Genomic DNA, 25,510 nt, shown 5'->3' on the forward strand with positions numbered 1-25,510 from the left:
TCTTTTTGCAAACACTTTTGCTAACATGGTTCCGTATGCAACATCCTGAACGTAGGGCTCCCAGAATATAAAAAAGTACCTTTAACCCGTATGGTTAAAGGATTTGTGTTTGGGATTTACTGGGTGTAGAGATGAGGGGTAAAAGGTTGGTTCTAGACTTAAAATCCTTCGGTGGGTGACCACCGTACGGGTTCGACCCCCGTCCTCGGCACCATTAAGTCTGTAAAGGTTTCTTTCACAAGGGATCTTTGATTATTTTCCCGTAAAATCAACCGAATTCAAGTGGTCCTGTGTGGCCTAAAAAGCCTTTCCAAACGCACAGGACCATAGAGATTCCGCATGAATCCTCCTTCGCAACGCTCGGGGTAAAATCTCGGGAAGTTGAAGGAGGATTTTTCGTGTGAGTGGACGGTTAACCAAGGTAAAGAAGGCAATACCAACATCATTCGAGTCGGCTTTAGAACAATTTTTGATGTGGAAGCGTGCGCAGGGCGTATCGATCAAACCATGCGTGACTATGTGATGTCGACTTGTTTATTTATTCTAATGATACGTTTTCTAAACAGAACATCCGTTTGGAAGGATCTGGGTCTAAAAGCCCGAATTATGTATATTAACATACATTTTTGACGACAAACATTCAGAGTCTTGGAGGGTCTATATTGGATAAGCCAGAAATAAATGATCCTTATCTCATAGAAAGAGTTGCTATTACAGAAAATACGGATAATGCACATTTGCTAGAGGTAGACGGAATGTGCCCGTTATGTGGGAATTACTTACTCATACCAAAAGGTAAACGTATGAATAAAAAGTACCAAATTGCACATATATATCCCAATAGTCCAACACCAAATGAAGTAATAGAACTTCAGGGACTTGAAAGGCTCGGTACTAATTGTGAAGATTTTGAAAATAAAGTCGCACTGTGTAAGGATTGTCACGGATATTATGACGATCATAAGACTAAAGAAGAGTATTTGAGGCTAGTTATGATTAAGAAACGCCTTTTGGCTGCTTCAAAAGCGAAGATATCTACTTCACATCAGGATATCGATGAAGAAATTGTTTTAGTTATTAATTCATTAACGAATATAGACGCTATAACGCTTAAAAAAATGGAGTTGGAATATAAGGCACTGAAAATTTCTAGTAAGATTGAGCAGACATACTCGATATTAAAGTATAAAATAGAAACGTATGTTTGCATATATTTCAACCTCATAAAAGAAACATTTCAGAACTTGGATCAAGAGAAGAAATTAAATTTTGATTTAGTTGCTTCAGAAGTTAGATCTAGCTTTTTAAAATGTGACGAAGAAATGGTAAGTAAAAGTGAAATATTTGAATCACTTGTGAAGTGGTTAAAATCTAAATCAAGTGGTTCGTCAAGTGAAGCCTGTGAAGCAGTCATATCTTATTTTGTTCAGAGCTGCGAGGTGTTCCATGAAATTTCCTAATAAATTATATAGCTATAATGAAAGCATTATTAGCAAATTTCCCATTATATTAAATGCAATTGAAAATCATAGTGATTCTACAATCTTAGATTTATACTCCAGTGTCAGCAGTAAATTTCAGAATACTTCCGAATTTTTAGATGCACTCGACTGTTTGTATGCATTAGGAAAAATAGAATATAGCTTTGATCCGGGGAGAGTTCATAATGTTATTTGAGATTATTTGCGATGAGTTTAAACAAAAAAGGATTGAATTTTTTCCCAATTTAAATACTGTTTTAGGGGATGACGTTGGGAGTAACTCCATTGGCAAATCTACGTTTTTAATGATCATTGATTTTGCATTTGGTGGGAAGGATTATATTCTAAAGTCAGCAGAAATACAAAGACACGTAGGCCAACATTCGATTAAGTTTTGCTTTATTTTTGAAGGAAAGAAAAACTACTTCTTGAGAAATACTGATGATTTGGAAACTGTGTGTGAATGTGACGAAGAGTATAATATTGTATCAACAATAACTCTATCTCAATTTTGCGACTTTTTAAAAAGTGGCTACAATATTAATCTCCCAGATATAAGTTTTAGAGATATTGTCGGGAGATATTCTCGAATTTACGGGAAGGAAAACCTGAATGAAAAACGTCCTTTAGATATCGTCTTTAATGAATCTGCCGGGGCTCCAATAAATGCTTTATTAAAAATGTTTGGACTATATAGGGTAATTTCGGAGTTAGAGGACTTATTAAAGCAAAGAGAAACAGAACTTAGTGCTTTTAAAAATGCCCAGAGATATGAATTTGTATCCTCTATCGGTAAACGAAAATATATTGAAAACTTAAAAGAGCTAGCCCAACTTGAAGAAGAAAAAGAGAGTATTGCTAAAGATCTGGATAATAATGTACTTGATATTGATTCAGTAAAAGCTGAAGAAGTTATTAAATTAAAGCAGAGGCTTTCTATTGCAAAGAGGCAGAAAAGCAAATATTATTCTCAGTTTATAACTTTGGAAAATAACATTAAAGAAAATTCTACAATAAAGTCAGAACAGTTTGATGATTTGTTACGTTTCTTCCCAAATACCAATTTACGGAGTATTGAAGAAATAGAGAAGTTTCATCATGAGATTAGAGATGTATTAAAGACAGAATTAAAGGCAAAGAAAGATGAGCTTAACAAAATAATTTCCATATCACAAGATGAAATTGATACTATCGAATCGAATATTAAAAAAATTATTCAAATACCGAACTTATCTAAAGTTATACTAAGTAAATACTCGGAGATTCAAAAAAAGAGTGAACGGGTAGCAAGTGAGAACGAAGCATACTTAACCCAAATCAGTTTAACAACTTCGAGGGATGATACTAAAGCCCGAAGGGAGCAAATGAGGAAAGAACAATTATATCTACTTCAAGTTGAAGTTAATACTAGGATGCAGGAGATTAATGATTATATTTACTCTGAACAAAAGAAATCACCAATTATTACTTTTGAAAAGAATCAGTATAAGTTTGAAACTATAGATGATACAGGTACAGGTACATCTTATAAAAATATGGTGGTATATGACTTATGTATATTAGAATTAACAGCGTTGCCAATACTCATCCATGATTCTGTAGTTTTAAAACAAATAGCTGATGAAGCAATAGAAAAAATATTGAAAAAGTACATTCAAGCTGATAAACAAATTTTTATTTCATTTGATAAGAAAAATGCGTATACTGCGGAAAGTCAAAAGATTTTACTAGAAACAAAGGTTTTAGAACTTTCTCCAAACGGGAATGAACTTTTTGGAAGATCGTGGAATAATAAATAACCCTACGACTGAAAAACAGAAAGATGGATAGAATACATTAAGGCTCTACGTTTAAACGATACTTATTGGAGATTATGTTTGACGCGGTTATTGCTTGATTGCCGCTTAAAATTAGGGCTATGAAACCGCCCCACCGCGGGAGAGCACGCCGCTAGCAGCGAAGAGTTCCGCTATGATAAAAAAAGCAGAAACTGATGGCTTCTGCCCATTCATTTTGCTAACATTTTTGCTAACATGGCTACATATATGCAACTTCCCGAACGCAGAGTGCCTGGAACATAAAAAGTGCCTTTAACCCGCATGGTTAAAGGATTTGTGTTCGAGATTTTCGTAGTGTAGAATAGAGGTTACAAGGGCTGGTTCAGGACTTAAAATCCTGCGGTGGGCGACCACCGTACGGGTTCGACCCCCGTCCTCGGCACCACTTATTAAAGCTCAAATCCCTTATCTTATAAGGGATTTTTTTATACGGAGGAACTCGATTCGACATACCCCGTTCATTTATGTCTCGTTTTTAGCGTTTGAAAAAGGGCTTCGGAACTTTTAATTCGTGCAATGAAAAAGGCGGCGCAGGGATAATCTCCCTTGTGCCGCCTTTCTTATCACTGCCCTGGCTATGGATGATGAATTAGTGTTACTTGTTGAAATAATCGGTAACTATATAATTACCGTCGGCGTTTTGATTGACCGTATAAACGCCGTTGTCTTTCGTCGTCAATTTGAACCCGGCATCCGAAGCTTCGAAAGCAACATCGGTTTTCGATGCGGTCGCTAGAATCGAAGCGGAGAAAAATTTATCGGCTTTGACGACGATCGCGTTATCGGCTTTCTCGTCCGTCAAATAGAAAGCGAGAATTTTCTCGGTGAGCGCCGAGTCCATGTAGTAGTTAAGGAACTTGGCAGCTGCATCTTTATCCGGCGTAAAGGCCGCAAGTACCGGCTTGCCGTCCGCGGAAGTTTCCGAATGGAACAAACGGTCGACTTTTTCTTCCGCTAAGCGGGCTGCGATATAAGCTAGATTATGCTCAAGATCGGGGTTAGCCGATGGAGAAGCCGCCTCGGATGCAGACGCGGAAGGGTTTGGGCTCGCGTTTTTCGTATTTGAGGAAGAGCAAGCGGCGGCTGAAAGGGCCACAGCAATAAAGAGGGTAATTACGGTGATTTTTTTCAACATGGTAAATCCACTCCAATGTTTTTTATCTGTCTTTGGCGCCTTTCGGATTGGGCAGCTCCAAAAAGGACACAAAGAGCATTATCTCACAAGCGGGATAATAAAACACTGGAGAAGCGCACCAGCTTTCCTAATTTCCCGCTCATCCTTCACCCGAAGAATCTTCCGTGGATTTGTGTGATGTTTTGCTCTTACCCGACGTACAAATGTACCAATGTACCAAGGTAGGAGAGCGGGAGGAACAACCGATGAAGGATGAGGCGGCTTTTCTCGTCGTATGGCTAGTTGGATTATTCGGAATACTCGGGATCGTACTGGCTGCTCTTACGAGGATGGTGCGAAGGGATTCTACGGATTACGATAAGAAGTTCACTTGGAGGGCATTTCCGAAGTGGGAGGAAGAAAAGGAAGGTAGCGGCGATTCGGAACAGAAGTGAGTGGCGGTAGTCCAAGATCGAGCTAGTTGCAACCTCACCTTCACCCGGTGGGGTTTTTCCGGTTACGGGCAAAAAAGATGAGCTAGATCATCGAAATGACCTAACTCAGCAACTTGTAATTGGCGGCTCTATGTCAGTATGGGTTCCAGACGACTGAACCGATCAATCACATTGCGGGTTACTTCCTCTTTTCGATATAAGTTAGCAATGAAATGAGGAATAAACCGAAAGCGAAGATGACTGAGAGAGTTTGAAAGACATCCATTACAGACTCCTCCTTTCAGGGAGTGCTGTCCGCCTTCCTACAAGCTGCAACTTAAATATATATTTGTATGGGTATTATTGTAAGTTGTATCGGCACTATTTTTACTCCTTTATTCGACAGGGTCGAACAGTAGGTCTGTCCTGCTTGCGACATCGCTCGTCCTCTTGTTATCGTGCTAAAATAGAAGGACAAGTGTTTCCGATGAAAGGTGGAGGAATCCCGATTAACAGCTCCCTAACGCCAATTCTGCCGATCACGAACGATTGGTCGACGATTGTCGGTCATGAATCGCAACAACCCTACTTCCATGAACTCATGCGTAAGCTAGAAGCGATATATGTCGAAAGAAAAGTTAACCCAACGGCGGACCGTATCTTCCGCGCATTGGAATTGACGCCTTATGCCGATGTGAAGGTCGTTATTCTCGGACAAGACCCCTATCACGGGCCAGGTCAAGCTCATGGGCTCAGCTTCTCCGTGCTGCCGGGCGTGAAGCTTCCCCCTTCGCTGCGGAACATCTATAAAGAGCTCCAAGAGGATATAGGCTGCGAAGTGCCCGCGCACGGCTGTCTCGCCCACTGGGCTAAGCAAGGCGTGCTCTTGCTTAATAGCGTGCTTACGGTCGAAGAAGGTCAAGCGAACGCGCATCGTAAGCTAGGATGGGAGACGTTCACGGATAAGCTGGTGTCGGCGTTAAATAACCGAGAGCAACCGATCGCGTTCATCCTGTGGGGACGTCAAGCGCAGGAAAAGGGCCGGATCATCGACCGCGCGCGCCATCTCGTCATCGAAGAGGTGCACCCTAGCCCTTTATCTGCATATGCGGGCTTCTTCGGCAGCAAGCCATTTTCCAAGTGCAATGCGTTCCTAAGGGATAACGGCATCTCGGAAATCGATTGGACGATTCCCGAGCATGAGGGAGACGAACGATGAGCAACGTGCGCTGGCTGACGCCGACGTCCGGCTTTCTGTCCGGTTATTCGCACACGCTTAATCCGTACGTAGGTTGCTCCTTCGGATGCTCTTATTGCTACGTTAGACGGTTGCCGGTCGGATTGTTCCGCGGGGAGCCGTGGGGAAGCTGGGCGGAGCCCAAAAAAGCCGATCCCAGCAAGCTCGCCAAAGAGATCGCCTTGGCGAAACGCAAAGGGCCAGTCACCGTTTTCCTCTCGTCGGCTACGGACCCTTATCAGCCGCTCGAGGCCAAGTCGGGATTGACCCGCGCTTTGCTGGAGGCGATGGCGGATGAAACGCCGGATTTCGTGCTTGTGCAAACCCGGAGTCCGCTCGTCACGCGCGACATTGACCAGCTTAAGCTGCTTGGCCATAAAGTACGCGTCAGTATGACCGTCGAGACGGATCGCGAGGATATGAGGCGGATTTTTACGCCGTCGGCGCCGCCGCTCGCAGCTAGATTTAGAGCGCTGAAGGCATTGCAAGAAGCCGGCATCGCTACGCAGGTTGCCGTGTCTCCGATTTTGCCTTATTCTGCGGATTTCCCTAGGATACTTGTCGAGGCTGCGCCTCGTATCGTCGTGGACGACTATTTTCAGGGGGATGGAAGCGGAGGGAAGAGAAGCGAAGCGTTAGGAATGAGAAGGCTGTATGACGAGCATGGGTTGACCGAATGGTATGATCCCGCGGTCGTTGATGGACTCGTCGACGAACTGCGCAAGCTTAGTCCAGGGCATACAATAGGCGTGAGCGCTCAAGGATTCGCGCCCACGCCTTAAGGTTATTATGGATTAGAGGTGCTGGTCTCTCTCGGTTCGGAGAGCGCTTGTTCGCCGAGTATGGCCTTGGATCCGGCAGGAACGTAGGCGTAAGCTTTCACTTCCGTTACGACTTGTGCATAGAACGCCGCAGGATCGGGCTGCACGACGCGGTAAGAGACGACGGCAACGCCTTTAATGAATTGGACGCCTGCGATGTCTAGCCCATATCCGCGGTGCGGCACAAGCGCGCTCACGGTGACGCGGTCAACGCCGTCGGCCCAGTGCTCGGAGCTGATCTTCACGTCGGACAATATGCCGATTTCCGGATTTTCGGGTTGCGGCGCCGGTTTGTTATTGTCCACGAACGCTTGAGCTCTCTTGACCATTCGCTCGGCTTGCCCTTTCGTGACCTCCATCGTCGGCCAGAAGCGATTGAGGCTGTCCATCGACGCGATTCCCGCGATCAGCAGCTTCTGGATGCTGTCCATGTACCCCTTAGTCACTTTATTCGCGTCTTTTACCTCGATATACAACTCGATCCAAGCGTATTCTCCCGTCGTGCTAAGACCGCCGTATAACCATTTCGCGAATTGCTCGCGGGTCACGTAGGCATCCGGGTTAATATCTCTTGGCAGCCCCAGCCCGTTGAATTGCGCGATGATGAAATCGCCGGCATAAGGAGCGGTATCCTTCACCTTAGTATAGTAGTCGCTTGCTTCCGGTTTTTTGATAAACCGAATGTTATCGATGTTAAGCTTTAATCCGTGCACGATCATCGTGACGGCGTCGGACACCTTAATCGAGTTCGGGTGTTTATCCGATGGTTTGGCATTCGCGTAGGCGGCACCGCTCGCGACCATGGTGAACATAGCAATCAGCATCAACAGCAACACGGGTTTTTTCAACGTTTGTAACATCTTCGTTTCCTCCTAAATCGATTCGTATTGTTTTTGTTTCGTACCCTCTAGACGAGAAGGTTTTGGCAAATGTTGCACCAAAGGCCAAAAAAAGCGGCAACCGAACTTATTTCGGCGGCCGCTTATTTATGCGCGCTAGCGATAGCGAGAGTGGGTAGTATCGTTCCGAATGAACAAATAGACGATGAAGCCTATCACGGGGAAGAAGAATAGCGCCAGCAACACGAGCAACGCGAACTCCTGGCTTCTTCCTTTGCGGATTGCGTCCCGGTAAGCCCACACGCAAATCGCAATGTGGATGATGAAGAAGATGAACGATAGGAACAGGAAGAACATAATCATTTCTCCGAAGCCATCGGCACCGCCAAGCGACATTCGAATCCCCCTAAGGTTTTGATGATCTACATACGCGCGTAAATGGGGAAGGTTGCGAATAGAGCACATCTTCATAAATTCGAAAGAAATAGGCTTGCCTTTTCGTAAGAGGTTGGGCTTATCATAAGACTTAACCGGTTGATTCGAAACCATTCAGGGGGACCCCGAATTGTCTAAATACCATGTGCTTGTCGTTGACGACGATATCGATATTCTCGGCGCCATCGAAATCTACTTAAAAAGCGAGGGCATAGCCGTGTCTACGGCGCGAAATGGACAAGAAGCTTTGGAGCTATTGAAGGAAAAAGAAGTTCATCTCGTCATCCTCGATGTCATGATGCCGCTGATGGACGGCATTCAGGCTACCTTCAAAATCCGGGAGCAGCTTAACGTGCCCATTCTCATGCTGTCGGCCAAAACCGAAGATAACGACAAAATCATCGGTTTGAACGTCGGAGCCGACGATTATATGACGAAGCCCTTCAACCCGCTGGAGCTAATTGCCCGTGTAAAATCCCAGCTTCGGCGTTATACGAACCTAGGACGTTTTTCCGCTGAGGATAATGAAGGAGAGAAGCTGTGCGTTCGCGGCCTGACGCTCGATAGAACGACGAAGGAAGTGACGGTCGAAGGGGAAGATGTCCGGCTGACGCCGACCGAGTACAAAATTCTCGAGCTCTTGATGTTGCACAAGGGCCGCGTATTTTCAATCGATGAGATTTACGAGAAGGTGTGGAAGGATGCCGCCTTCAACGCTGATAACGCCGTAGCCGTACATATCCGCAGAATCCGCGAGAAAATCGAGATCAATGCTAAAGATCCGAAATACATAAAGGTGGTGTGGGGAATTGGCTACAAAATGGAAAAGTAAACGCGTAAGCTCTATTTTATTCGCTTGTTCGATCCTATTATGGACGTTCTTCTTGGCACTATTGGCGGATCTCAACAAGCATAAGGACTTCATAGGGAACTACTTCGATAGCCCATATTTCAACCGCGAGATTAGCAGTATCATGTCTATGATCGCGATTCACCATATTTATGCCGATGATTTCGACAAGCAGTCGCTTGACCAACGACTCCGCAACGAGCTATACGATCAACTTCAAATCCTCTATGGGGATAATGGGGCTAATTCCGTATCCAGGCCGCACCCGGCTATAGAAGCCAATCGCATATACGATAGTGCCAAGAGCTTCTTGGATTTGAGTTCTGCTTACATCCAATACGTAGTCAAGAACGAACAAACCGGAGAAACCTATACCAACATGAACCCAATCCCGGCGGATTGGCCTAAAAATAGCGAACAGGTGCTACGCCAAGTCGAGGTTCCGATTTCGGTAGAAAAATATCCGTTTCGTGAAAGGGCGGCATTCGTCTATAACGTTTCGCTTAAGGGGACGATCGTGATCCTCAAGAGCTCCGACGACTTGAATCCGATTCAGAACGAATACGCGGCTTATCAATCCGTGCAGGACCACATGAAGCGCAACGCGCTGTTGCTTGGCGCCTGTTTGATTGCTGCGCTCGCTCTGTCGCTGTACGTGCGACAAAGACGCGCCGCCATCGAATCGAACGCCAGTCGCAATATTCCGATGAGCGGCTTCCCGCTCGACTTGCGAATCATATTCACGGGCATTGTCACTATCGTCCTACTGGTCCTATTGTTGAATTGGGATACGTATGGTTGGGACACTCGCTTCCCGATTCGCAGGGACCAAATTCCTGAATTGTTCGTGACGGCACTGCTAACTTGTTTCCTCTTCTTCAGCCTGCGCAGCATACTCGTGCTGATTCGGAATCCGGAACAGCGCGCAGCTCAGTGGCAGAATAGCGTTATTATGCAAATCCGCTCGGGTATGGAACAGCTCAGCCTAACGTTCAAATTCATCGTGTTCACCGGGTTGGCTGCATTGCTTGGATTCATTCCGGTTGTTGCGCTTGCTTCTAACGGGAGTGATGGCATTATTGTACTCGCGCTCTTGTACTTCTTCGTGTTGGTCGTGATCGTAGTACCTTACTTATACCGGAAACTCCGATATTTGAAGGAGATCATGACGGGCGTGGAGGCGCAGGTGTCGGGCGATTTCACTGCCGAAATTCCGTTAAAAGGCGAAGGTCACCTGCCTCGGCTTGCAGCGAATATCAATAATATGAAGGTTGGCTTACAGCGCTCCATCGAGAAGCAGGTGGTGAGCGATAGGCTGAAGACCGAGCTCATTACGAACGTCTCACACGATTTGAAGACGCCGCTTACTTCGATTATTAATTACGTCGATTTGCTCAAGAGGGAAGAAGTGACCGAGGAAGAGCGGGCGCAATACGTCGAGGTGCTGGATCGTAAAGCGCAAAGATTGAAGGTGTTGATCGACGATTTGTTCGAGGCTTCCAAGATGGCGAGCGGCGCAGCGGAGCTTCAATTGGATCAAGTGGACGTGGCTGCCCTCCTGAACCAAGCGCTCGGAGAATTCGGCGATAAGATTGCGGCTTCCGGACTAAGCTTCCGCGTCCATATAGATGCTCCGCACGTCTACGCGCGTCTGGACGGAAGAAAGATGTGGAGAGTGTTCGAGAACCTGATCTCCAACGCTTTGAAATATTCCCTCGGGGGAACGCGCGTGTACATCCGCCTGACCGAGACGGTGGACACTGTAGTCGTATCGATGCAAAATATATCCGCTTACGAGCTGTCGTTCAACTCGGATGAACTGTTCGAGCGCTTCAAGCGCGGCGACGTTTCCCGGCATACCGAAGGCTCCGGCCTCGGTCTCGCTATCGCGAAGAGCATCGTGGAGCTCCACGGCGGAAAGCTATCGATCGTCATCGACGGGGATCAGTTTAATGTCATTGTCGAGTTGAGACGGTATTAATCGCTAGGTTCTATGCTTGTTAAAAAAGCAGCCATAGAGAATATCTCTTCCGGAGCGACTTCCAGGAATCCTTCGATATGAAAGCAAATGTCTTCTCAGGAAATTCGGGATCAGTAGTTGCCGGCACGAGTACTCTCGAATTTAGTAACGGGATATTGACCTCAGTCACATAGGAAAGTGAAGGCGCCTATCATTTGGGCGCCTTTTTCATTTAGGTAGCGTCTTTCGACGCAACCTATCATTATCATGGACACTTACCTCTGCGATCAGTTGGGAAACCATATGGATTATTTCGTGTGGGAGGTTATTGACGGATTAAGCGTGAATGGCAATTAGAGTACTTGTATTTCTACCAAGCGATGATAATATCCATCTTCAAATATGAGGGGGCCTGACTTGCCAACTCCAGGGTGAAACAAAGGGGATAAAAATTCGCGGAGTTCCAATAGCTGATTATCAGAATAATTATTAACATTATCGGACAGTTGAAGAATTAAACCGTGAGGATCGATAGGGATGACTTTACAAGGAGCGTTGTTGCAAATCCATTCATGCCCTCCGAGCTGGGAGATTTGATTAGAATTTAAAAAGTTCATCCAGTGATATCCGCTAACATACTTAGTGTACCCAGGAGCTAGATTAGTATTTATTCTATGGTAGTTTTCGAATAAGGTTCCACCTACAATGTACGCTGCAGCTGTTTCAAAAGTAATATAGCCCATAGCTCCGTTTATCGATTTTAATATTGTAATAAACAAGTTGATAAAGTTTTCTTGAACACTACTGGGGATTAGATTGTCTGTAAATAAGCTTTCATTTAGCGATATACTGAGTCCGTTAGCAAAATTGAATTTCTTATCATCCGGAAGAGAATAAGTCGCTGCATGGTTACACATTAATACCAAGGAGAATTCTGGAGGATAAGATCTTTCATTATTAATGTCGGATCCCTCACGATCCTCAATTATTAATTCAAGAACTTCCCCTTGGAGAATTAGCTCATAAATTTTTGTTAGTTTTTTCTCTTCGAAAATGGAACTTTGAACTCTGTGATTCATTCTTTCACATTGAATTGATAGTTTTTCTGAAGTATGTTTTAAGAATAGGTTGAAAACAGTTTTTAATAGAAAGACAATTTGTTCGCCATGACCGTTTAAATTGTCGTATGTAGAAATATTCATACATAAAGCTTTTGAAAAGTGTATTCTATTCATCATGTAACTCCTATTCAGTAAGATAAAAAGATGGGTTGCGACTTAGGTAATTATAGCTTTTTCCAATTAAGGAATGAAGTAAAGTGTGGGGGATTCATGATATAAATACTTAACAACGAATTAGTTGTGATGAGGGCGAAGTTGAGGGAGGAGCAATAAAGCGGGGAAAACCGATCATTTTTGAATTCATTTACATTAAGAGGTCTGTATCAGTTGTTTCTAATTGTCTGTACTAACAAAAAAGAGCCCTACTAAGAGTAGGGCTCTGGTCGCTTATGTATGGTGATCTGAACAGGGATCGAACCTGTGACCCCCACCCTGTCAAAGTCAGTTCGACAGTATAATTCATTATCGTAAAGTCTCGCAAACCGCTATTTATAAGGGTTCTTAAATAACCTCTTGTTAGCGTTTATCGCCGCTTGTTAAATATTTGCGGCAGTTTTTGCGGCGCTTTTGCGGCAGTTATTTGACCCTTACCAATCGCGGCGGATCGACTTGGGCAACCTCTGGCTGTTCGGCGGGCGCAATTGGGTTACGGGCAAACTTATCGAATTTACCTGTTGTTCGCGATTTTACCTTCTTCGTAACGTGAACGTAGATGTCCGTTGTGGTAGACAGTCTGGAATGTCCTAGTCGCTTCTGGATCGCCATGAGAAGCGGGTCAATTTGCCCCTCGGTTTCATCCTCAATTAGCAGCGTCCCCATGCTGTGCCTAAGCCCGTGGAACTTGATATACCGGATCCCGCGGCGCTCACAGAACCGCTCCCACCATCGGGAGGGATGCTTGTAGTAATACGGCTTTCCTGTACCGTTATGGAACACAAACCTCCGATCTTCACCTTCCCACATGTCCTTCAGATCGCCTTTCTCTTGCTCCCATTCTTCGTTAAACAGCTGCAGCTCATCCATATACCATGCAGGCATGTCCACGGTACGGATGGAGCTGAGAGACTTCGGGTCCTTCTCAATGGCTTGGCCATCCTGAGTTAGTGGGATATTATTTTCGATCGTCACGCTGCTGTCCTCAAAAGATACGTGTGACCATTCTAGGCCGACCAGTTCGCCTCTGCGAAAGCCGCCGATCATGGAGCCTAGGATGAATAACCGCCATTTTCTAGTTTCATTGTACAGTGCGTCTACGACGGTCTGAGCTTCTTCCTCGTTATAATACTGCGGATTCTTCTTCTGAGCGGCCTGCTTGAGCTTCTTAGAAGTTGCGTCCGGCGCCGGCTTCTTGATGCCGCTCATGGGATTGGAGGCTATCATGCGCCATTCCTCGGCTCGAGTGAGGATGTTCTTGAGCACGCGATAGATGTATCCGATCGTACCGAAGTCCAGCACTCCGTCGTCCTTACCTTTTCGAGCTCCTGGCTGCTCTAGCTCTTTAAGGAACTCGAGAATGAGCCCAGGTTTGATTTGCTCGAGCCGCATATGACCGAACTTGGGGATGAGCCTAGACTCTATGTGTCCGTTGTAGACACTGAGAGTAGTGGGGGAGAGATTCGATACAGCATAACTGTCTCGCCATGTCACAATGAATTCTGCAAATGTCTTTCTACCAGGTGTGATATACTCCCCGGTCTCCAACTCCTGCTTAAACTTTGCATACTCGAAATCAAGATACTCCTGCAACTTCTTTGGACTCATTTTCTCAGTAACTTCGACTGTTTTATATCGCCGCTCATACTTGTTGTCTGGACCCTTCCCCATGCTGACGGTAAATTCCCAGGTGTTTGTTCCGCGCTGACGAATGTTGGCCATCGAACATTACTCCTTTGTTGCGTAATCAGGGAATAGAGCCTTAAGCATGTCTAAAACGCGTTGCCGGTCTTGATCGGTGAGCAAAAAACCGTTGTATAGAACAATCTTTCGACTTAGATAACTTTTCAATTCGCCGTTTTTTATGTCATTTTTAAAATCTTCATATTCTTGATTCGTAGAAAATCCAAACATCTCGTGCATAAACATTTCGTCGTATTCATCGCTGTTAACCTTATTCGTAAACCAGTCACCGTAGGACACATGTCCAGCTTTAACCATGAATACTGCTGGAGAAACCCCAAGAGGGCCTGCAAGTTTATTCAGAATATCAGGGGACGGTATGCCTCGTTCTCCTCTTTCAATTTGGGAGATATATGAATGTGATACCCCAGACAAATTGTCTAGTTTTCGCATAGTTAGTTTTTTTCCCTCACGTAAAGATCTTAAAAACTGTCCAAATTCCAACGGTTCCATTAGCAACCACTCCTTTAACAATATTATTATCACAAAAGCAAACAAAAATACAGCTAAATAATCAAAGTGGTTGCAAATGTAAACAATCGATGTTATGATTTGGTTGCAAAAGTGATCATTCATTAGCAAGCAAGAAAGGAGGAGGAAAGATGGAGAACGACGTGATTCAGAGACTAACCCGCTTCCTAGTACAGTCAGCAAGGGAGATGTGTCAGAACAGCGATATCCAGGAGAAGCAAATCCGAGTGTTACAAAAAGAGCTCGAAATATTACAAGCAGCGCATGACGAATCTTTCTCAAAGATCGATGAAGGTTTCCGCGAAGAAATCTTTCAACTGAACGGAATCCTAGAGTTAGATGAGAAAGGGAACCGACTCCACGATCGAGCAAACGACATTCTTAGTAAATTCATCTACGATGGTGAGCCGGATCTGGATTCTTGTTTGCAGGCGTTTTACAGCGAGCTAGGCCTTATTCATAAGGATATCGAGTAAAGAACGAACTGCTTAATATGCCAACAACTATGAAGGGGGAACCATCGTGCAAAACAAACTATTCATTAAACCAAATGAAATCACGATCCGCGCAGCCCGGATCAACGCCGGGTTGTCTCCTATTGACGTGAAGCGGGAAACAGGGATCCGCCCTGATCGGCTCGAGTTAATTGAGCTCAATTGTGGGAAGGTCACATGGAAAACGGCCATTAAACTGGCACGCCTGTATGGAAGACGCCTTGATGATATCTATTGGGGCAAGGAAATTGATTATCATACGATGTTGAATGCGCAAAGATCGACATCAAGTAGTGCAACTCCGATCGGAGCTGCTGCTGGATGAAAGGACACTCCAGTAAAGCAATCTGGCGCGCCGTGGAAAGTAAGCACGGCGCCCGCCTTGTCGATATCGCCCGCGAGCATATTCGGCTTGTGAAGGAGCTACCAGATCAGAGGGCCGTAGTTCAGACGGTCGCAGAATTGGATCCACATAAAGACGTAAGGGAGATCATCCGCGCGCGCATCGCGCAGCTACGCGATGAACGCGACGCCATTATCCAACAATTCGAGGAGGACAACGCAGATGGATAAGATCACATTGGACATTAAGGAAGCAGCTGCGCTGATCGGAGTTAGCCATACCACAATGTATACGGCTGTTCGGGAGGGTCAGATCCCGCATAAGAAAGTTCGCGGAAGGATTCTGTTCCACCGTGACACCATAGAAGCCTGGTTACGTGGTGAACCGTCTGGACAAAAAGCACAGTGATTCATCGGAGTTAATTGGATCCAAGGTGACTTCCTTTTTCGAACATCAATGTCAGGCATAAGGAGTTGGTTTCTTGAAATCTATAAAAATGTCACTGGTTAGTCGAGCTGGGCAAATTGTCAACGAATGGGCTGTTCCGTTCGTACGTCGACACGATGCGCTCGAACATGCAATGGACCGGGCGGAACAGGAAGGGCATTTGGGAGTACTTTGGGTAGCGGTTAACAATGGGGGATTTCGAGAAATAGCGTTTGATTCCCACGACCCTGAAGCTATCTTATCTTTCGCCAGACTTGCACAGCCGTACTTGACTATGAATGGTTTGGATATCGATCGTTTTCTGAGCCAGCCGCGCGCGGAAGGGGTGAAGGCCGATGCAAGCAAAGCTGCCCGTTCGCCTAGCCGTTCATGATCAGGAACTTGCCGTTGCTTTCGGTAAGAGCCGAACGGATGTCAATTGGAAAAACGATTATCTAACCTGGGGGGAGTTTATTTCTCGTCTTGGGCATACGCGGCGGACTGAGGAGTACTTGACTCAGTACGACTTAATGACTGACTCGCAGAAAGGACAGGTAAAAGACGGTCCTGCGTTTGTAGGCGGAGCGGTCCGCGGCGGTCGACGTAAGCGGGAGAGCGTAGAAACCAGATGTCTGTTCACGCTGGACGTGGACCACGCGATCGAAGGATTCATCTTCCTGGCGCAGATGATCGTATTAGGTGGTATAGCTCATGTCATTTACTCGACACACAGCCACCGACCGAACAAGCCCAAATATCGCATAATCGTCTTGGCATCTAGAGAAATGAGTCCCGATGAGTATGCTGCCGCTTCCAGACGGCTGGCTTTCTTAATTGGAATGGAGTACTTCGACAAAACTACATTTGATGTAAACAGACTAATGTATATGCCAAGTTGCTCAAAAGACGCTGAGCCGGTATTTGTTGATGAATCACATGGCGAACCGATCGACGTGGACTGGCTGCTGAGCGGCTACAAAGACTGGCGCGATATGAGTCAGTGGCACCGGCACCCGGGCGAGGAAAATGATGTTACGAGCGCCCGTGGAAAACTGAAAGATGCCCGTGAGAAAGATGATATTGTCGGCCAGTTTTGTCGTACTTACTCCATTGAGGAAGCAATCGAGAATTTCATCCCTGTAGTCTATACCCCAGTACCCGGGCATAACGATCGATGGACGTTTACGGGAGGAACATCGGCCGGCGGTATGCTGACATATCCGGATGGTCATATGTATTCCATGCATCAATCTGACCCTGCCAACACAGGGCATTGCCTTAACGCTTACGACATGGTCCGGATTCATAAGTTCGGCCATCTGGACGAGGGCGTCCATGATAGAACTAACTTCTCAAAATATCCGAGTCAGACGGCAATGAGGGAGTTAGCTGCCGCCGATCCGCGTGTAAAAGAACTGGCGATCGCGGAGACATTTGGAGGCGCCATGGCCGAACATACCACCTCGAAAACGGAAGAGCCTGAAAACTCCAAATGGCTGCTACAGCTGGAGACTGACAAGAAGAATCCTTCAAAAGTGCTGCCGACTTCGGCAAACGTGGAACTTATCCTAAAGAATGGACCTTTTCGGAATGTTTTGGCCTATGACGATTTCCTGTATACGGAAGTTATCCGCCAGCGGCTACCCTGGCGCGATCGGAAACGCCCCAATCTGGAATACGAACCATGGCTCGGGGATGATGACGCCCTGCTCCAGCATTATCTCGGGTCGGTCTATCGTATCCAATCAAAGGCACTAGTTCTAAACGCGCTCAAGTCCGTCGCACATCAGAACGAGTTCCACCCGATTAAGGAATACTTAACGGCACAAGTGTGGGACAGAGCTGAGAGATTGGATCGACTATTCGTCGTTTACCTGGGGGCCGATGATTCGCCATACGTGAGGACCGTAACTCGGAAAATGTTTGTCGCTGCGGTTGCTCGTATCTTTGAACCGGGGTGCAAGTTTGACCACATGCTCGTTCTTGTAGGGCCACAAGGAGCTCATAAAAGCACTATCCTGCAGATGCTGGGGCGTCGGTGGTTTAGCGACAGCTTGAAATCGTTTGACACAAAAGAAGCCGGTGAACATATGCAGAGCGCTTGGATCTTCGAATTCGGCGAGCTGGCTGCGATGAAGAAGGCTGCCGTCGAGGAGATCAAGGCGTTCATTACAAAGCGATCAGATAAATACCGGGTTGCGTTTGACAGGATCGTGTCAGACTTCCCGCGTAAATGCGTCTTCTTCGGTACAACGAACAACTATAACTTTTTGAAGGACGACACCGGGAATCGTCGCTTCTGGCCGGTGGATGTTGACCCAAATAAGCGTATCAAAAACGTCTTCATTGATCTGACGGAATACGAAATCGGCCAGATCTGGGCGGAAGCCGTCTATCACTTCCGGCGAGGTGAGTCACTAAAGCTGCCCGATGAACTGGAAGCGGCAGCACGTGTTATTCAGTCGGATCACGAGGAAGACGATCCGCGACTCGGTCTTATCGAGGAATATCTAGAGACGCGGTTGCCTACGTCGTGGAATGACCTGGAGGAATGGGAAAGACGAAACTATCTGCGGCAGCCCACAGGGACCTATCAAAGAAAGCGCGTTAGTGCAGCGGAGATATGGGTGGAGTGCTTAGGGAATAAACGCGGCGATATGGAAGTATGGGACGCGCGGGGGATATACAACCTGATCAGGAAAATACCTGGATGGGTTGAACGAAAAGGACGCGTAAAGGTTAGCGGATACGGGCTTCAGACAGTGTATGAGCGGGAACAGTAAGCGATAATTTACTGTTACCTATACTGTTACCAAAAGTATCAGTAGTAACAGTAAAAGTAACAGTAAATTTCAGATACTGTTACTTGCCAAATCCAAGCGCATCAAGGGATTTCGGCAGATAGTAACAGTAGTAACAGTAAAATTATTATTTATAGTTGAAATTGTAATTAGCATATAGAGCATATGCAGATACACCATGCTCTATATGCTAATTGATTATTAATTATGCAAGTAGAAATATACTGTCTTTACTGTCATTACTGATACCATATCAATTAGCGTTCTGCTTCATTCAAATATTGGAGAGCCTCCTAAGAGAGTTGGTGTAACCACTGTCGATATTAATAGGTATAAACTATAGTAATTAAATCTAATATAGTTACTGTCTATAATTCGTGATATACTTTGTATAGAACAAGTCAGTCAGGAGGGATACCTTGGCAACACTTATTGTTCGAGTGCCGGATGATGATTATGACGCATTCAAGACTCGCTGCGGCTCTCAAAAGAAGACGATATCAGGTGAGATTCGGTCGTTGATGCGAAGCCCTGCGAATGAGGACTTCCTGATGAATCTAGGCCGGAGATTAGACGTCATCGCGGCTATGTTGGCGGGAGACCTGGTAGGTAAAGAAGCAGGGGATAGGATGCGCGAGCTGCATCTGGATTTCGATTCTATGAAACAAGAGATCTCGCAACAGAACACACATCATGAGCGCAGAAGCGCACCGGAGGAATGAACATGTCAGACTACAAAGATTATGAAGACGATGGACTTCTTGACGAAGAGCAGGAAGGTATCTCGCAGGCTGAGGATCGCGAGATTGCGGACGATGATGACGATGATGACGATGAACACGAAGTGTCGGGCGGCTATAACGAGGATGATTACGAGCGGGATCAGCGCCAGATTCCTTCTACGACGGCCGATGATGATGACTATGACTGGCACGCATCCGAGACGGTTAAAGTGGATCCTAAACGTCTTAAGGAATTTAAGGATCTTTATAGATCGCATCAAGGCCGCGACTGGTTCGGTGGCACCCAGGGAATGGCCCCGGCCACAGCTACCCGCTTTCTAAAAGCGATAAATGGAAAAGGATCTCTTCAGAAGAACCTTGCTGCATTCGCTAAAGAAGAACAGGATCGTGAGTCTATTAGACAAATTACAGGACGGAGGCCGTGGACAACATGATGAACAAAGCCAAGAAGGCGCTGAATCATGCTAGAGAAGCAATTAGCAACAAAATGAAGATTCGTGAGATCGACAAACAGATCCATGCAGCAAAGGTGGCATATGTTCATGCAAAGTCGGCAGCTGAGCGGGATCGCGAAGGTGACCGCATTGATGAGCTAAAGCGCAAGCGTTATGCCATCGAGACAGGCACCAGGTTTATCGGCACAGATGGGCTGGGCGCCCGCGACTAATAGCAGTTACGGGCTCATGGGGACTCTCAGGGGCTCGTATCGCATAGGGAGGACTCAAGGATATGAACAAGTGTCATGGTTGCAAGAGCAAAGACATGGATCGCGAAAGGAACTCCCTCGATCACTTCAAACCATCGAAGGGTAAACCGATCCGGGTATATAGATATCGCTGTAACGAATGTGGCTATGTCGCCGCATATGCCAAGACACCAGAACAGGAGGCAAAAAGCGATGGCAAAAAGACGCGGCCGACCGCCTAAACATACTGAAAAGGATATAGCGGACTTGATCGCCCAGTGCGAGCAATATATCGCTGAGACTAATATTCCGTCCGTGGCTGAATTTGCTTATAAGGCTGGCGTATGGAAGAGCTACTTATACGATCGCGCTGAATTTTCGGACGTATTAAAAAGGTTGAGCGCCAAACGGGAGGCAGCAATCGAACGGGGGCTCTTCGCCGGTGCTATCCCGCCAGCTGCCGGCATCTTCGCGTTGAAGCAGGGCGAGATCGGCTGGAGCGATCGTACCGAAGTTACGTCTACTATCAATGCTACCGTTCAGCAGATCGCGAAGCTCACTCCTGAAGAGAAGCAGGAGGGACTGGATGTGTTGGTGCGGCAACTGTATCCTAACGGGGTCCCAAGCATTCCGGCGGTCGTAGGCGTGCCGTATGACTGAGGGCGATCTGGGAAGGTTCGTTGATTCGGTTAATGCTACTGTGCCTGTCATGTTCATGTCTGATCCGGAGGAAGCTGCAAAACTGCGAAAGATTGGGTATAAAGGGGTGATCATGCTTGAACCATCCGAAAACGACCCACACTGGAACGATTGCGGATTCTAAAGCGCGCGATGAGCTGCTGCTGAAACTGGTCAGTGAGCCTGGGATGTACGCGCTCTTTCGACCGGCAGCTGGGGAAGTAGAGAAACTGAAGAAAGTCGTTCACCCAGACAGTCTGATTGTGATATTCAATATTCCACGGCCGCAGAGGCCTTTTGCATGAGAGTGAGGCAAGCAGCATGAGTGATGAACAGCAGCAGATCGATCCGGATCGCGAGCAAGAGTTCCAGCGTGTGATTGATCAGATCGGCTAATATTTACTTATGGATAAAAGATGTATTTTGTACACATGTCTGTGACGTACTTAGAGCCACAAGGGATTTCGGACTCGGCAGTTTCGATGGATGTAAAGATTGACTTCAAAACGGTCAATATACATGAATTATGCAGTGGTTATGCATAGAAGAGGGGGTACAGATGCCGACACCGAGTTTACCGAACATCGGCGATGATCCATCGCCAAGACAGATATACGACCACCTGATTCGGCTTCAACGTGAATTAGAATGGCTGCTTGCCAACCTCGACACTTTGAACGTTCGCCGGCTGAATGCAGAGGTGGTAGAAGCGGGTACGATCACTGGTGACAAGATCGCCGCGGATACGATAACGGCAGATAAGATTGACGTCTCCGAACTGTCCGCTATCACGGCTAACCTAGGAACGATTACCGCGGGGCTCATAGTCGGTATCAACATTATCGGTTCGTATATTGCAACGGCAGCGGGAACGTATCCGCGCGCGGAAATGAGTAATACCGAAAATGCCTTTGCAGTACATCTTAATGCCAATCAGAGACTTACGATAGAGCCAGGTGTAGGAGGGACTGGGAATCCTTCTATTGTTTTCACCGAATACAATGGTGGGCTAAAGGGGCGCATTCAAATGTATACTTCATTTGAAAACTCTCTTTTAATAGCCAGTGATGGCGACGTCAGGTTTAGTGTGGGGAGCGGGTACGGAGTACGATTCCCATCGTGGTCTGCAGTTAAGAGTATATCTCCTGGCCAGACGCTTCAAGCAGCGCTCGATGCAAAAGCAAATGCCTTCTCAGGATATTCGGGATCAGTGGTCGCCGGTACGAGGACTCTCAACTTTAGCAACGGGATATTGACTTCAGTCACGTAGAAGTTAGGCGCCTATTACTTGGGCGCCTTTTCTATTGGTAGAACGCACTCATGCTATCTATCAGTATTCATCGAGGGTGATATTGTGTGTCGAGCGAAGATGCTTAATAATGGTGGATGGTCGATGCATGCTTTTAAGTCGACGACATCGTAGAACAATCAAAAGAAGGAGCGATGGGTCCAATGTTAGATCCGACTCTCGATGTAAAGGATATAGCTGCATACCTGAAGATCAGCGTATACACGGTCAAGAATAGGCTGCGATCGGGACAGCTGAGGGGGTATAAGCAAGGTGGTAACTGGCGGATTAAGCGCGAGTGGCTATTAGCGTATGAGCGCTTGTTAACAGGTGAAGCCGAACAATAGAAAAAAGAACGAGCCGTAGTGGGCTCGCTCAAGTTTGATCAGGGATCGGCCGTTATTCAATTGGATTCATCAGGGATAGCGGTTCGCCTCCTGGATCTCTCCAACGAGGTTCATCGAGGGTATTTAACCACAATGCCGAGCTGAAGATCGCTGTTAACTCTGCTTCGGTATCGAACCCTTTAAAGATTAGAGGAGCTGGCTTACTATCTGTTCGCACTAGCACAGGAATGAAGCGGGTAACGTCGGTCAAATTAGGATATCGCCCCCTTGCGCTGCTCAACCATTGGCTCCATGCGTAGAGTCTAGCCAACCCAAGAGTCTCAAATTGTTCAACTCTTTCATAAGCGAGCATTCGATCCGGAGTGGAACTCGACAATGAAAATACAGGTCGGTCCCAGTCTAGCCCTTGTCCGGAGTTAATGATTCCAAAATTGACTTCCGCTGAACGGTAACGCGCCATTTTAGAGTAGAACGCATTAAACTGCTTATCTCGCTCTCCCTGGCGAACAACGACGCGTTCGAGTTCAGTGACACCGTTTATGCCGATCAAATTGAAGCGGGTCCGCCACTCACCTAGTTCGGACCAGAAGATGCTGGAGATTAGATTCCATCGCTTCAGCATGCCGTTATACGAATCCTTATTGCAGACAAAAATGACACCCTCGGGCAGGCTCTCCCCCGACTCCTGGAGATGCTCTAGGTAGCGTCTGTAGGTCTGAAACTTTTCCCTCAGCTTCTCCCCAAACTCAGTCCCCCGGTCCATTTCGAGGAGGTAGCGGCCGCTTCTGATAAGAAGTTCCCCGTCGGGCTTAAACCGATTAACGGTCCCATCTGTATCATATTTAAGAGATGCATAGCGGTTGTCCCTGTAATCAATCTCGTAATCCGGATAGGAGTGCTTGAGACGCTCAAGCCTAAGCAGGACGCTTGCAGCCATTAAGTGATGTAGGATGACAGGAGATGAGGCTTTAGGAGGCCGCTGCAGCTCATGAGGGAAGTCTCCATAGTCACGATCCCATCCTGTCCCCACATGACCCGGGTAAATCCCGAACAATTCAGCTGCATACTCATGACCCGCTTCTGACAGGTAGATCAGGTCTTTCGTCCGACCGATCTTGATAGGGTCACGAATGATCAGTCGCTGCTCTTCGAGTTTCTGAAGATCCTTGTAAGTATTCTTGGTAAACGATTGAGAAGCGGGGCGGCCGGTGAATCTTTGGGATAATTCTTCAATGAGTTGCTCGTACAGAAGGCCGCGATATTCGAACAAGATTTTTACGATTATCTTTTGCTTTGCCGGCATCCAGTTAGAGTGGAAGAGGGTCATTGGTTATTTACCGCCGTTCCTTCCAATTGAGCAATCCAATCGTTGATGGACTCCAGCCGGAAGAAGATACGGTTGCGGATCCGGAAGAACGGAATAGTGCGCTCTCGTACCAAGGCATAGATCGTGGTGGTCGAGACGCCGAGAAGATCTGCTACTTCAATTACGGTGAGAGTGTTTTTAGACAACGTGAAGCACCTCTTTCGGTTTATAGTCAAATCGTTAGCCCTGGATAAAATAAGTCAGCCGGCGGGCTATCCGGCGTTTGTAGTACTCCTTCTCAGTGTTCGGAATGGCGGTAGATCGCGGGTTTTGGGGTCTATAGTCACGAGAATGTACATGATGCTGCGCGATACTACTTAAGCTACGAGTGGATTCCAGTTGGTATTGTGGTCTGTAGTACTCGTCATTTTCTATTTGATCCGTCCTGCCGGTTTCTCTAAGGGATAACGGCAACGTACTTTTGGACACAAAAATAACGACCTGATATTTTCAGCTCGTATTCTCATTTGGGCAGACTGCCCCGGTATTTTGTTTTGAACCTTCGAGAGGAAATGGGCCCTAGCGGGCACTTGAGCACGGCAGCTGCCGTGAATTCGGTCCCGGATTGGCGACACGTTAGGCGGCATAGCCGCAAAGGAGCTACAAATGTGAGGACGAACCTCACAACTACATAGTAACTAGTAAAAAATGCTAATGTCAAATAAAAGATTTTCCGATACTTATCGCCCAGGAAACAACTCTTGCTCCCACAATTTCCTCGCGTCAATTTCCCCAGGTTGTACTTCCCAACCTTGCAGGACCTTCAACTCGTGATGCCGCTCCGGATCCCACTTAATATAACCGGCAACGGCAAGTGTCCTTAGTGCCATCTTGATCTGCCCCGGAGTGCGGACGGCCATCCGCGCGAGCTCCTTGATCGGTGGAACGCCCCTAGTGTTATACAAGATCCGTAGCACTTTCCTTGGCGTATCGGGCAACATCAATCTTCAACCCCCAGCACGTCGCTCAACTGAATCCATTTGCCTTCGAGCTTAACGGATAGATCGTCAAAAGACTCGACGATCCCTGTGACCGTATATGGCTTCTCGCCGCCCACCAATATGCCTATAGGCTCCTGGAAGTTAAGCGACAACATGAAGAGCTCTGGAAGGGCATCTACATGATTAATGTCGAGCATGATTTTCGCCTCCAAATAAGAATATTTGTTCTTATATTATACAAAAGAACATATGTTCTTATCAATAAAACGTGGAGGAAAATTGTGGAATGTGTCGAATGAATGAGGTATGGAGGAATGTCATGTGGACGTGCATCTGATAAACTATGCCATGTTAAATGGTCTGACCGTCGAGGTTTGGCGGACTTATGAGCCACAATTCGGTCGGGGCTCGAGGCTCGCTGAAGAGATGATGGGGAAAGGTATAACTATCCGTCATACCAAGGACAGCATCTATCTAGATGACGGCATGTACTACACAAAAGTGGGATCGGAGATTAGGTTAGAACACAAGTAACCTGTTGACCAAGCGCAATACATTACTGATTTATTAGGAGATGGTAGCTTGAAAAAAGATGATTTTATGGCTGCTGTTGATAAGTTAAAGGAAGACGCACGCGTAAAAGGATTATCTAGTGTTACAATAACAGCTGGTAACGTTCATCGATTGGTTGGAGGTTACCCCGGCAAGTCTCACCGAATGCCGCATTGTTGTGAAACGATGCGCGGAATGATGCAATTTGGAGACTCGGTTGTCTCTGCACCTCCGAGTGGATTAGGTGCCAGTTTAACAATTCGATATCAAGTATGAAAGTTATACAATCGTGGAGATCATATTTATTCAAGCAATTTATAGGAGTATCCCTTTCAATAAAAGATAATTT

General features: G+C 46.4%; 33 protein-coding genes and 2 tRNA genes. 24 read left to right on the forward strand and 11 right to left on the reverse strand.

The genetic code is table 11. The features are described from left to right. The first annotated feature begins 125 nt into the window (after positions 1-125). From ACFPQ4_RS22700 to ACFPQ4_RS22720, 5 genes are all read left to right on the forward strand, one after another. Positions 126-214 (forward strand) — tRNA-OTHER (locus ACFPQ4_RS22700). Between the two features lie 448 nt (positions 215-662). Further along, positions 663-1,460, forward strand: a complete 798-nt coding sequence (locus tag ACFPQ4_RS22705; RefSeq protein ID WP_378114206.1) for an ABC-three component system protein — start codon at positions 663-665, stop codon at positions 1,458-1,460. Continuing rightward, positions 1,447-1,677, forward strand: a complete 231-nt coding sequence (locus ACFPQ4_RS22710; RefSeq protein ID WP_378114207.1) for an ABC-three component system middle component 7 — start codon at positions 1,447-1,449, stop codon at positions 1,675-1,677. Before ACFPQ4_RS22705 ends, ACFPQ4_RS22710 begins: the two co-directional genes overlap by 14 nt. After that, complete coding sequence (locus tag ACFPQ4_RS22715) at positions 1,667-3,280, forward strand: DUF2326 domain-containing protein (RefSeq protein WP_378114208.1); 1,614 nt, start codon at positions 1,667-1,669, stop codon at positions 3,278-3,280. Before ACFPQ4_RS22710 ends, ACFPQ4_RS22715 begins: the two co-directional genes overlap by 11 nt. A 330-nt stretch (positions 3,281-3,610) precedes the next feature. Next, a tRNA-OTHER gene (locus ACFPQ4_RS22720) sits at positions 3,611-3,704 on the forward strand. Between the two features lie 210 nt (positions 3,705-3,914). Here the strand turns inward: ACFPQ4_RS22720 and ACFPQ4_RS22725 are convergent. Further along, on the reverse strand, positions 3,915-4,454 hold the full coding sequence (locus ACFPQ4_RS22725; protein ID WP_378114209.1) for a hypothetical protein: 540 nt from the start codon (positions 4,452-4,454) through the stop codon (positions 3,915-3,917). 245 nt (positions 4,455-4,699) lie between these two features. Here ACFPQ4_RS22725 and ACFPQ4_RS22730 point away from each other — a divergent pair, with 245 nt between their 5' ends. After that, positions 4,700-4,888 (forward strand): hypothetical protein, encoded by a 189-nt coding sequence (locus ACFPQ4_RS22730; RefSeq protein ID WP_378114210.1) that lies wholly within the window; start codon positions 4,700-4,702, stop codon positions 4,886-4,888. Positions 4,889-5,066: 178 nt separating this feature from the next. Here the strand turns inward: ACFPQ4_RS22730 and ACFPQ4_RS22735 are convergent, their stop codons facing one another. After that, positions 5,067-5,153, reverse strand: a complete 87-nt coding sequence (locus ACFPQ4_RS22735) for a putative holin-like toxin (RefSeq protein ID WP_378114517.1) — start codon at positions 5,151-5,153, stop codon at positions 5,067-5,069. A gap of 201 nt (positions 5,154-5,354) precedes the next feature. On the opposite strand from ACFPQ4_RS22735, the gene ACFPQ4_RS22740 reads away from it, so the two are divergent. Beyond that, the gene (locus ACFPQ4_RS22740) at positions 5,355-6,086 is read left to right on the forward strand and encodes a uracil-DNA glycosylase (RefSeq protein WP_378114211.1); all 732 of its coding nucleotides are present in this window, start codon (positions 5,355-5,357) and stop codon (positions 6,084-6,086) included. Further along, positions 6,083-6,886: an SPL family radical SAM protein gene (locus ACFPQ4_RS22745; protein ID WP_378114212.1), complete on the forward strand. Its 804-nt coding sequence runs from the start codon at positions 6,083-6,085 to the stop codon at positions 6,884-6,886. The genes ACFPQ4_RS22740 and ACFPQ4_RS22745 overlap by 4 nt, the downstream gene beginning before the upstream one ends. A gap of 5 nt (positions 6,887-6,891) precedes the next feature. Here the strand turns inward: ACFPQ4_RS22745 and ACFPQ4_RS22750 are convergent, their stop codons facing one another. Beyond that, complete coding sequence (locus ACFPQ4_RS22750) at positions 6,892-7,785, reverse strand: hypothetical protein (protein ID WP_378114213.1); 894 nt, start codon at positions 7,783-7,785, stop codon at positions 6,892-6,894. A gap of 135 nt (positions 7,786-7,920) precedes the next feature. Next, complete coding sequence (locus ACFPQ4_RS22755) at positions 7,921-8,160, reverse strand: PLDc N-terminal domain-containing protein (protein WP_378114214.1); 240 nt, start codon at positions 8,158-8,160, stop codon at positions 7,921-7,923. Between the two features lie 169 nt (positions 8,161-8,329). Here ACFPQ4_RS22755 and ACFPQ4_RS22760 point away from each other — a divergent pair, with 169 nt between their 5' ends. Together ACFPQ4_RS22760 and ACFPQ4_RS22765 are read left to right on the forward strand one after the other, a co-directional pair. Further along, on the forward strand, positions 8,330-9,031 hold the full coding sequence (locus ACFPQ4_RS22760; RefSeq protein ID WP_378114215.1) for a response regulator transcription factor: 702 nt from the start codon (positions 8,330-8,332) through the stop codon (positions 9,029-9,031). After that, positions 9,009-11,030 carry a sensor histidine kinase gene (locus ACFPQ4_RS22765; protein ID WP_378114216.1) on the forward strand — a complete coding sequence of 674 codons (2,022 nt, stop codon included), beginning with the start codon at positions 9,009-9,011 and terminating at the stop codon, positions 11,028-11,030. Before ACFPQ4_RS22760 ends, ACFPQ4_RS22765 begins: the two co-directional genes overlap by 23 nt. Positions 11,031-11,362: 332 nt before the next feature. Here the strand turns inward: ACFPQ4_RS22765 and ACFPQ4_RS22770 are convergent, their stop codons facing one another. From ACFPQ4_RS22770 to ACFPQ4_RS22780, 3 genes are all read right to left on the reverse strand, one after another. Further along, complete coding sequence (locus tag ACFPQ4_RS22770) at positions 11,363-12,247, reverse strand: hypothetical protein (protein ID WP_378114217.1); 885 nt, start codon at positions 12,245-12,247, stop codon at positions 11,363-11,365. A 459-nt stretch (positions 12,248-12,706) separates the two neighbouring features. Continuing rightward, positions 12,707-14,005, reverse strand: a complete 1,299-nt coding sequence (locus ACFPQ4_RS22775; protein ID WP_378114218.1) for a tyrosine-type recombinase/integrase — start codon at positions 14,003-14,005, stop codon at positions 12,707-12,709. 6 nt (positions 14,006-14,011) lie between these two features. Then, positions 14,012-14,479, reverse strand: a complete 468-nt coding sequence (locus ACFPQ4_RS22780) for a helix-turn-helix domain-containing protein (RefSeq protein WP_378114219.1) — start codon at positions 14,477-14,479, stop codon at positions 14,012-14,014. A gap of 149 nt (positions 14,480-14,628) precedes the next feature. On the opposite strand from ACFPQ4_RS22780, the gene ACFPQ4_RS22785 reads away from it, so the two are divergent. The 13 genes from ACFPQ4_RS22785 to ACFPQ4_RS22845 all read left to right on the forward strand — a co-directional run bounded on the left by ACFPQ4_RS22785 (position 14,629) and on the right by ACFPQ4_RS22845 (position 22,302). Further along, positions 14,629-14,973 (forward strand): hypothetical protein, encoded by a 345-nt coding sequence (locus ACFPQ4_RS22785; RefSeq protein WP_378114220.1) that lies wholly within the window; start codon positions 14,629-14,631, stop codon positions 14,971-14,973. A gap of 46 nt (positions 14,974-15,019) precedes the next feature. Beyond that, positions 15,020-15,316 carry a hypothetical protein gene (locus ACFPQ4_RS22790; protein ID WP_378114221.1) on the forward strand — a complete coding sequence of 99 codons (297 nt, stop codon included), beginning with the start codon at positions 15,020-15,022 and terminating at the stop codon, positions 15,314-15,316. Continuing rightward, positions 15,313-15,564, forward strand: coding sequence for a hypothetical protein (locus tag ACFPQ4_RS22795; protein WP_378114222.1), 252 nt, complete (start codon positions 15,313-15,315; stop codon positions 15,562-15,564). Before ACFPQ4_RS22790 ends, ACFPQ4_RS22795 begins: the two co-directional genes overlap by 4 nt. Beyond that, on the forward strand, positions 15,557-15,742 hold the full coding sequence (locus ACFPQ4_RS22800; protein ID WP_378114223.1) for a helix-turn-helix domain-containing protein: 186 nt from the start codon (positions 15,557-15,559) through the stop codon (positions 15,740-15,742). Before ACFPQ4_RS22795 ends, ACFPQ4_RS22800 begins: the two co-directional genes overlap by 8 nt. A 73-nt stretch (positions 15,743-15,815) precedes the next feature. After that, entirely contained in the window at positions 15,816-16,154 is a 339-nt protein-coding gene (locus tag ACFPQ4_RS22805; protein WP_378114224.1) for a hypothetical protein, read from the forward strand. After that, a complete protein-coding gene (locus ACFPQ4_RS22810; RefSeq protein WP_378114225.1) occupies positions 16,117-18,543 on the forward strand; it encodes a virulence-associated E family protein in 2,427 nt (808 codons plus the stop codon). Before ACFPQ4_RS22805 ends, ACFPQ4_RS22810 begins: the two co-directional genes overlap by 38 nt. Before the next feature lie 437 nt (positions 18,544-18,980). Further along, positions 18,981-19,283 carry a hypothetical protein gene (locus tag ACFPQ4_RS22815; protein WP_378114226.1) on the forward strand — a complete coding sequence of 101 codons (303 nt, stop codon included), beginning with the start codon at positions 18,981-18,983 and terminating at the stop codon, positions 19,281-19,283. A 2-nt stretch (positions 19,284-19,285) separates the two neighbouring features. Next, positions 19,286-19,738: a hypothetical protein gene (locus tag ACFPQ4_RS22820; RefSeq protein WP_378114227.1), complete on the forward strand. Its 453-nt coding sequence runs from the start codon at positions 19,286-19,288 to the stop codon at positions 19,736-19,738. After that, positions 19,735-19,971: a hypothetical protein gene (locus ACFPQ4_RS22825; protein ID WP_378114228.1), complete on the forward strand. Its 237-nt coding sequence runs from the start codon at positions 19,735-19,737 to the stop codon at positions 19,969-19,971. Before ACFPQ4_RS22820 ends, ACFPQ4_RS22825 begins: the two co-directional genes overlap by 4 nt. Before the next feature lie 231 nt (positions 19,972-20,202). Continuing rightward, a complete protein-coding gene (locus tag ACFPQ4_RS22830; protein ID WP_378114229.1) occupies positions 20,203-20,649 on the forward strand; it encodes a hypothetical protein in 447 nt (148 codons plus the stop codon). Between the two features lie 116 nt (positions 20,650-20,765). After that, on the forward strand, positions 20,766-20,972 hold the full coding sequence (locus ACFPQ4_RS22835) for a hypothetical protein (protein WP_378114230.1): 207 nt from the start codon (positions 20,766-20,768) through the stop codon (positions 20,970-20,972). Positions 20,973-21,226: 254 nt separating this feature from the next. Next, positions 21,227-21,937: a hypothetical protein gene (locus ACFPQ4_RS22840; protein ID WP_378114231.1), complete on the forward strand. Its 711-nt coding sequence runs from the start codon at positions 21,227-21,229 to the stop codon at positions 21,935-21,937. A gap of 182 nt (positions 21,938-22,119) precedes the next feature. Then, a complete protein-coding gene (locus ACFPQ4_RS22845) occupies positions 22,120-22,302 on the forward strand; it encodes a helix-turn-helix domain-containing protein (RefSeq protein ID WP_378114232.1) in 183 nt (60 codons plus the stop codon). 52 nt (positions 22,303-22,354) lie between these two features. On the opposite strand, the gene ACFPQ4_RS22850 is transcribed toward ACFPQ4_RS22845, so the two are convergent. From ACFPQ4_RS22850 to ACFPQ4_RS22865, 4 genes are all read right to left on the reverse strand, one after another. After that, positions 22,355-23,629, reverse strand: a complete 1,275-nt coding sequence (locus ACFPQ4_RS22850; protein ID WP_378114233.1) for a replication-relaxation family protein — start codon at positions 23,627-23,629, stop codon at positions 22,355-22,357. After that, on the reverse strand, positions 23,626-23,814 hold the full coding sequence (locus tag ACFPQ4_RS22855; RefSeq protein WP_378114234.1) for a helix-turn-helix domain-containing protein: 189 nt from the start codon (positions 23,812-23,814) through the stop codon (positions 23,626-23,628). Before ACFPQ4_RS22855 ends, ACFPQ4_RS22850 begins: the two co-directional genes overlap by 4 nt. Before the next feature lie 534 nt (positions 23,815-24,348). Then, positions 24,349-24,528 carry a hypothetical protein gene (locus tag ACFPQ4_RS22860; RefSeq protein ID WP_378114235.1) on the reverse strand — a complete coding sequence of 60 codons (180 nt, stop codon included), beginning with the start codon at positions 24,526-24,528 and terminating at the stop codon, positions 24,349-24,351. A gap of 80 nt (positions 24,529-24,608) precedes the next feature. Next, the gene (locus tag ACFPQ4_RS22865) at positions 24,609-24,806 is read right to left on the reverse strand and encodes a hypothetical protein (RefSeq protein WP_378114236.1); all 198 of its coding nucleotides are present in this window, start codon (positions 24,804-24,806) and stop codon (positions 24,609-24,611) included. A 385-nt stretch (positions 24,807-25,191) separates the two neighbouring features. Between ACFPQ4_RS22865 and ACFPQ4_RS22870 the strand changes: the two genes are divergently transcribed. Next, positions 25,192-25,437: a hypothetical protein gene (locus ACFPQ4_RS22870; protein WP_378114237.1), complete on the forward strand. Its 246-nt coding sequence runs from the start codon at positions 25,192-25,194 to the stop codon at positions 25,435-25,437. Positions 25,438-25,510: the final 73 nt, after the last annotated feature.

The sequence above is a fragment of the Cohnella yongneupensis genome, from assembly GCF_042655785.1.
GTDB lineage: Bacteria > Bacillota > Bacilli > Paenibacillales > Paenibacillaceae > Cohnella > Cohnella yongneupensis.

What these genes read in the sequence shown, in the direction of transcription:
- ACFPQ4_RS22710 (WP_378114207.1), top strand. Translation starts at nt 1,447, where the DNA reads ATGAAATTTCCTAATAAATTATATAGCTATAATGAAAGCATTATTAGC.
- ACFPQ4_RS22715 (WP_378114208.1), top strand. Translation starts at nt 1,667, where the DNA reads ATGTTATTTGAGATTATTTGCGATGAGTTTAAACAAAAAAGGATTGAA.
- ACFPQ4_RS22725 (WP_378114209.1), bottom strand. Translation starts at nt 4,454, where the DNA reads ATGTTGAAAAAAATCACCGTAATTACCCTCTTTATTGCTGTGGCCCTT.
- ACFPQ4_RS22730 (WP_378114210.1), top strand. Translation starts at nt 4,700, where the DNA reads ATGAAGGATGAGGCGGCTTTTCTCGTCGTATGGCTAGTTGGATTATTC.
- ACFPQ4_RS22735 (WP_378114517.1), bottom strand. Translation starts at nt 5,153, where the DNA reads ATGGATGTCTTTCAAACTCTCTCAGTCATCTTCGCTTTCGGTTTATTC.
- ACFPQ4_RS22740 (WP_378114211.1), top strand. Translation starts at nt 5,355, where the DNA reads ATGAAAGGTGGAGGAATCCCGATTAACAGCTCCCTAACGCCAATTCTG.
- ACFPQ4_RS22745 (WP_378114212.1), top strand. Translation starts at nt 6,083, where the DNA reads ATGAGCAACGTGCGCTGGCTGACGCCGACGTCCGGCTTTCTGTCCGGT.
- ACFPQ4_RS22750 (WP_378114213.1), bottom strand. Translation starts at nt 7,785, where the DNA reads ATGTTACAAACGTTGAAAAAACCCGTGTTGCTGTTGATGCTGATTGCT.
- ACFPQ4_RS22755 (WP_378114214.1), bottom strand. Translation starts at nt 8,160, where the DNA reads ATGTCGCTTGGCGGTGCCGATGGCTTCGGAGAAATGATTATGTTCTTC.
- ACFPQ4_RS22770 (WP_378114217.1), bottom strand. Translation starts at nt 12,247, where the DNA reads ATGATGAATAGAATACACTTTTCAAAAGCTTTATGTATGAATATTTCT.
- ACFPQ4_RS22775 (WP_378114218.1), bottom strand. Translation starts at nt 14,005, where the DNA reads ATGGCCAACATTCGTCAGCGCGGAACAAACACCTGGGAATTTACCGTC.
- ACFPQ4_RS22780 (WP_378114219.1), bottom strand. Translation starts at nt 14,479, where the DNA reads ATGGAACCGTTGGAATTTGGACAGTTTTTAAGATCTTTACGTGAGGGA.
- ACFPQ4_RS22785 (WP_378114220.1), top strand. Translation starts at nt 14,629, where the DNA reads ATGGAGAACGACGTGATTCAGAGACTAACCCGCTTCCTAGTACAGTCA.
- ACFPQ4_RS22795 (WP_378114222.1), top strand. Translation starts at nt 15,313, where the DNA reads ATGAAAGGACACTCCAGTAAAGCAATCTGGCGCGCCGTGGAAAGTAAG.
- ACFPQ4_RS22800 (WP_378114223.1), top strand. Translation starts at nt 15,557, where the DNA reads ATGGATAAGATCACATTGGACATTAAGGAAGCAGCTGCGCTGATCGGA.
- ACFPQ4_RS22810 (WP_378114225.1), top strand. Translation starts at nt 16,117, where the DNA reads ATGCAAGCAAAGCTGCCCGTTCGCCTAGCCGTTCATGATCAGGAACTT.
- ACFPQ4_RS22820 (WP_378114227.1), top strand. Translation starts at nt 19,286, where the DNA reads ATGTCAGACTACAAAGATTATGAAGACGATGGACTTCTTGACGAAGAG.
- ACFPQ4_RS22825 (WP_378114228.1), top strand. Translation starts at nt 19,735, where the DNA reads ATGATGAACAAAGCCAAGAAGGCGCTGAATCATGCTAGAGAAGCAATT.
- ACFPQ4_RS22830 (WP_378114229.1), top strand. Translation starts at nt 20,203, where the DNA reads ATGGCAAAAAGACGCGGCCGACCGCCTAAACATACTGAAAAGGATATA.
- ACFPQ4_RS22840 (WP_378114231.1), top strand. Translation starts at nt 21,227, where the DNA reads ATGCCGACACCGAGTTTACCGAACATCGGCGATGATCCATCGCCAAGA.
- ACFPQ4_RS22845 (WP_378114232.1), top strand. Translation starts at nt 22,120, where the DNA reads ATGTTAGATCCGACTCTCGATGTAAAGGATATAGCTGCATACCTGAAG.
- ACFPQ4_RS22850 (WP_378114233.1), bottom strand. Translation starts at nt 23,629, where the DNA reads ATGACCCTCTTCCACTCTAACTGGATGCCGGCAAAGCAAAAGATAATC.
- ACFPQ4_RS22860 (WP_378114235.1), bottom strand. Translation starts at nt 24,528, where the DNA reads ATGGCCGTCCGCACTCCGGGGCAGATCAAGATGGCACTAAGGACACTT.
- ACFPQ4_RS22865 (WP_378114236.1), bottom strand. Translation starts at nt 24,806, where the DNA reads ATGCTCGACATTAATCATGTAGATGCCCTTCCAGAGCTCTTCATGTTG.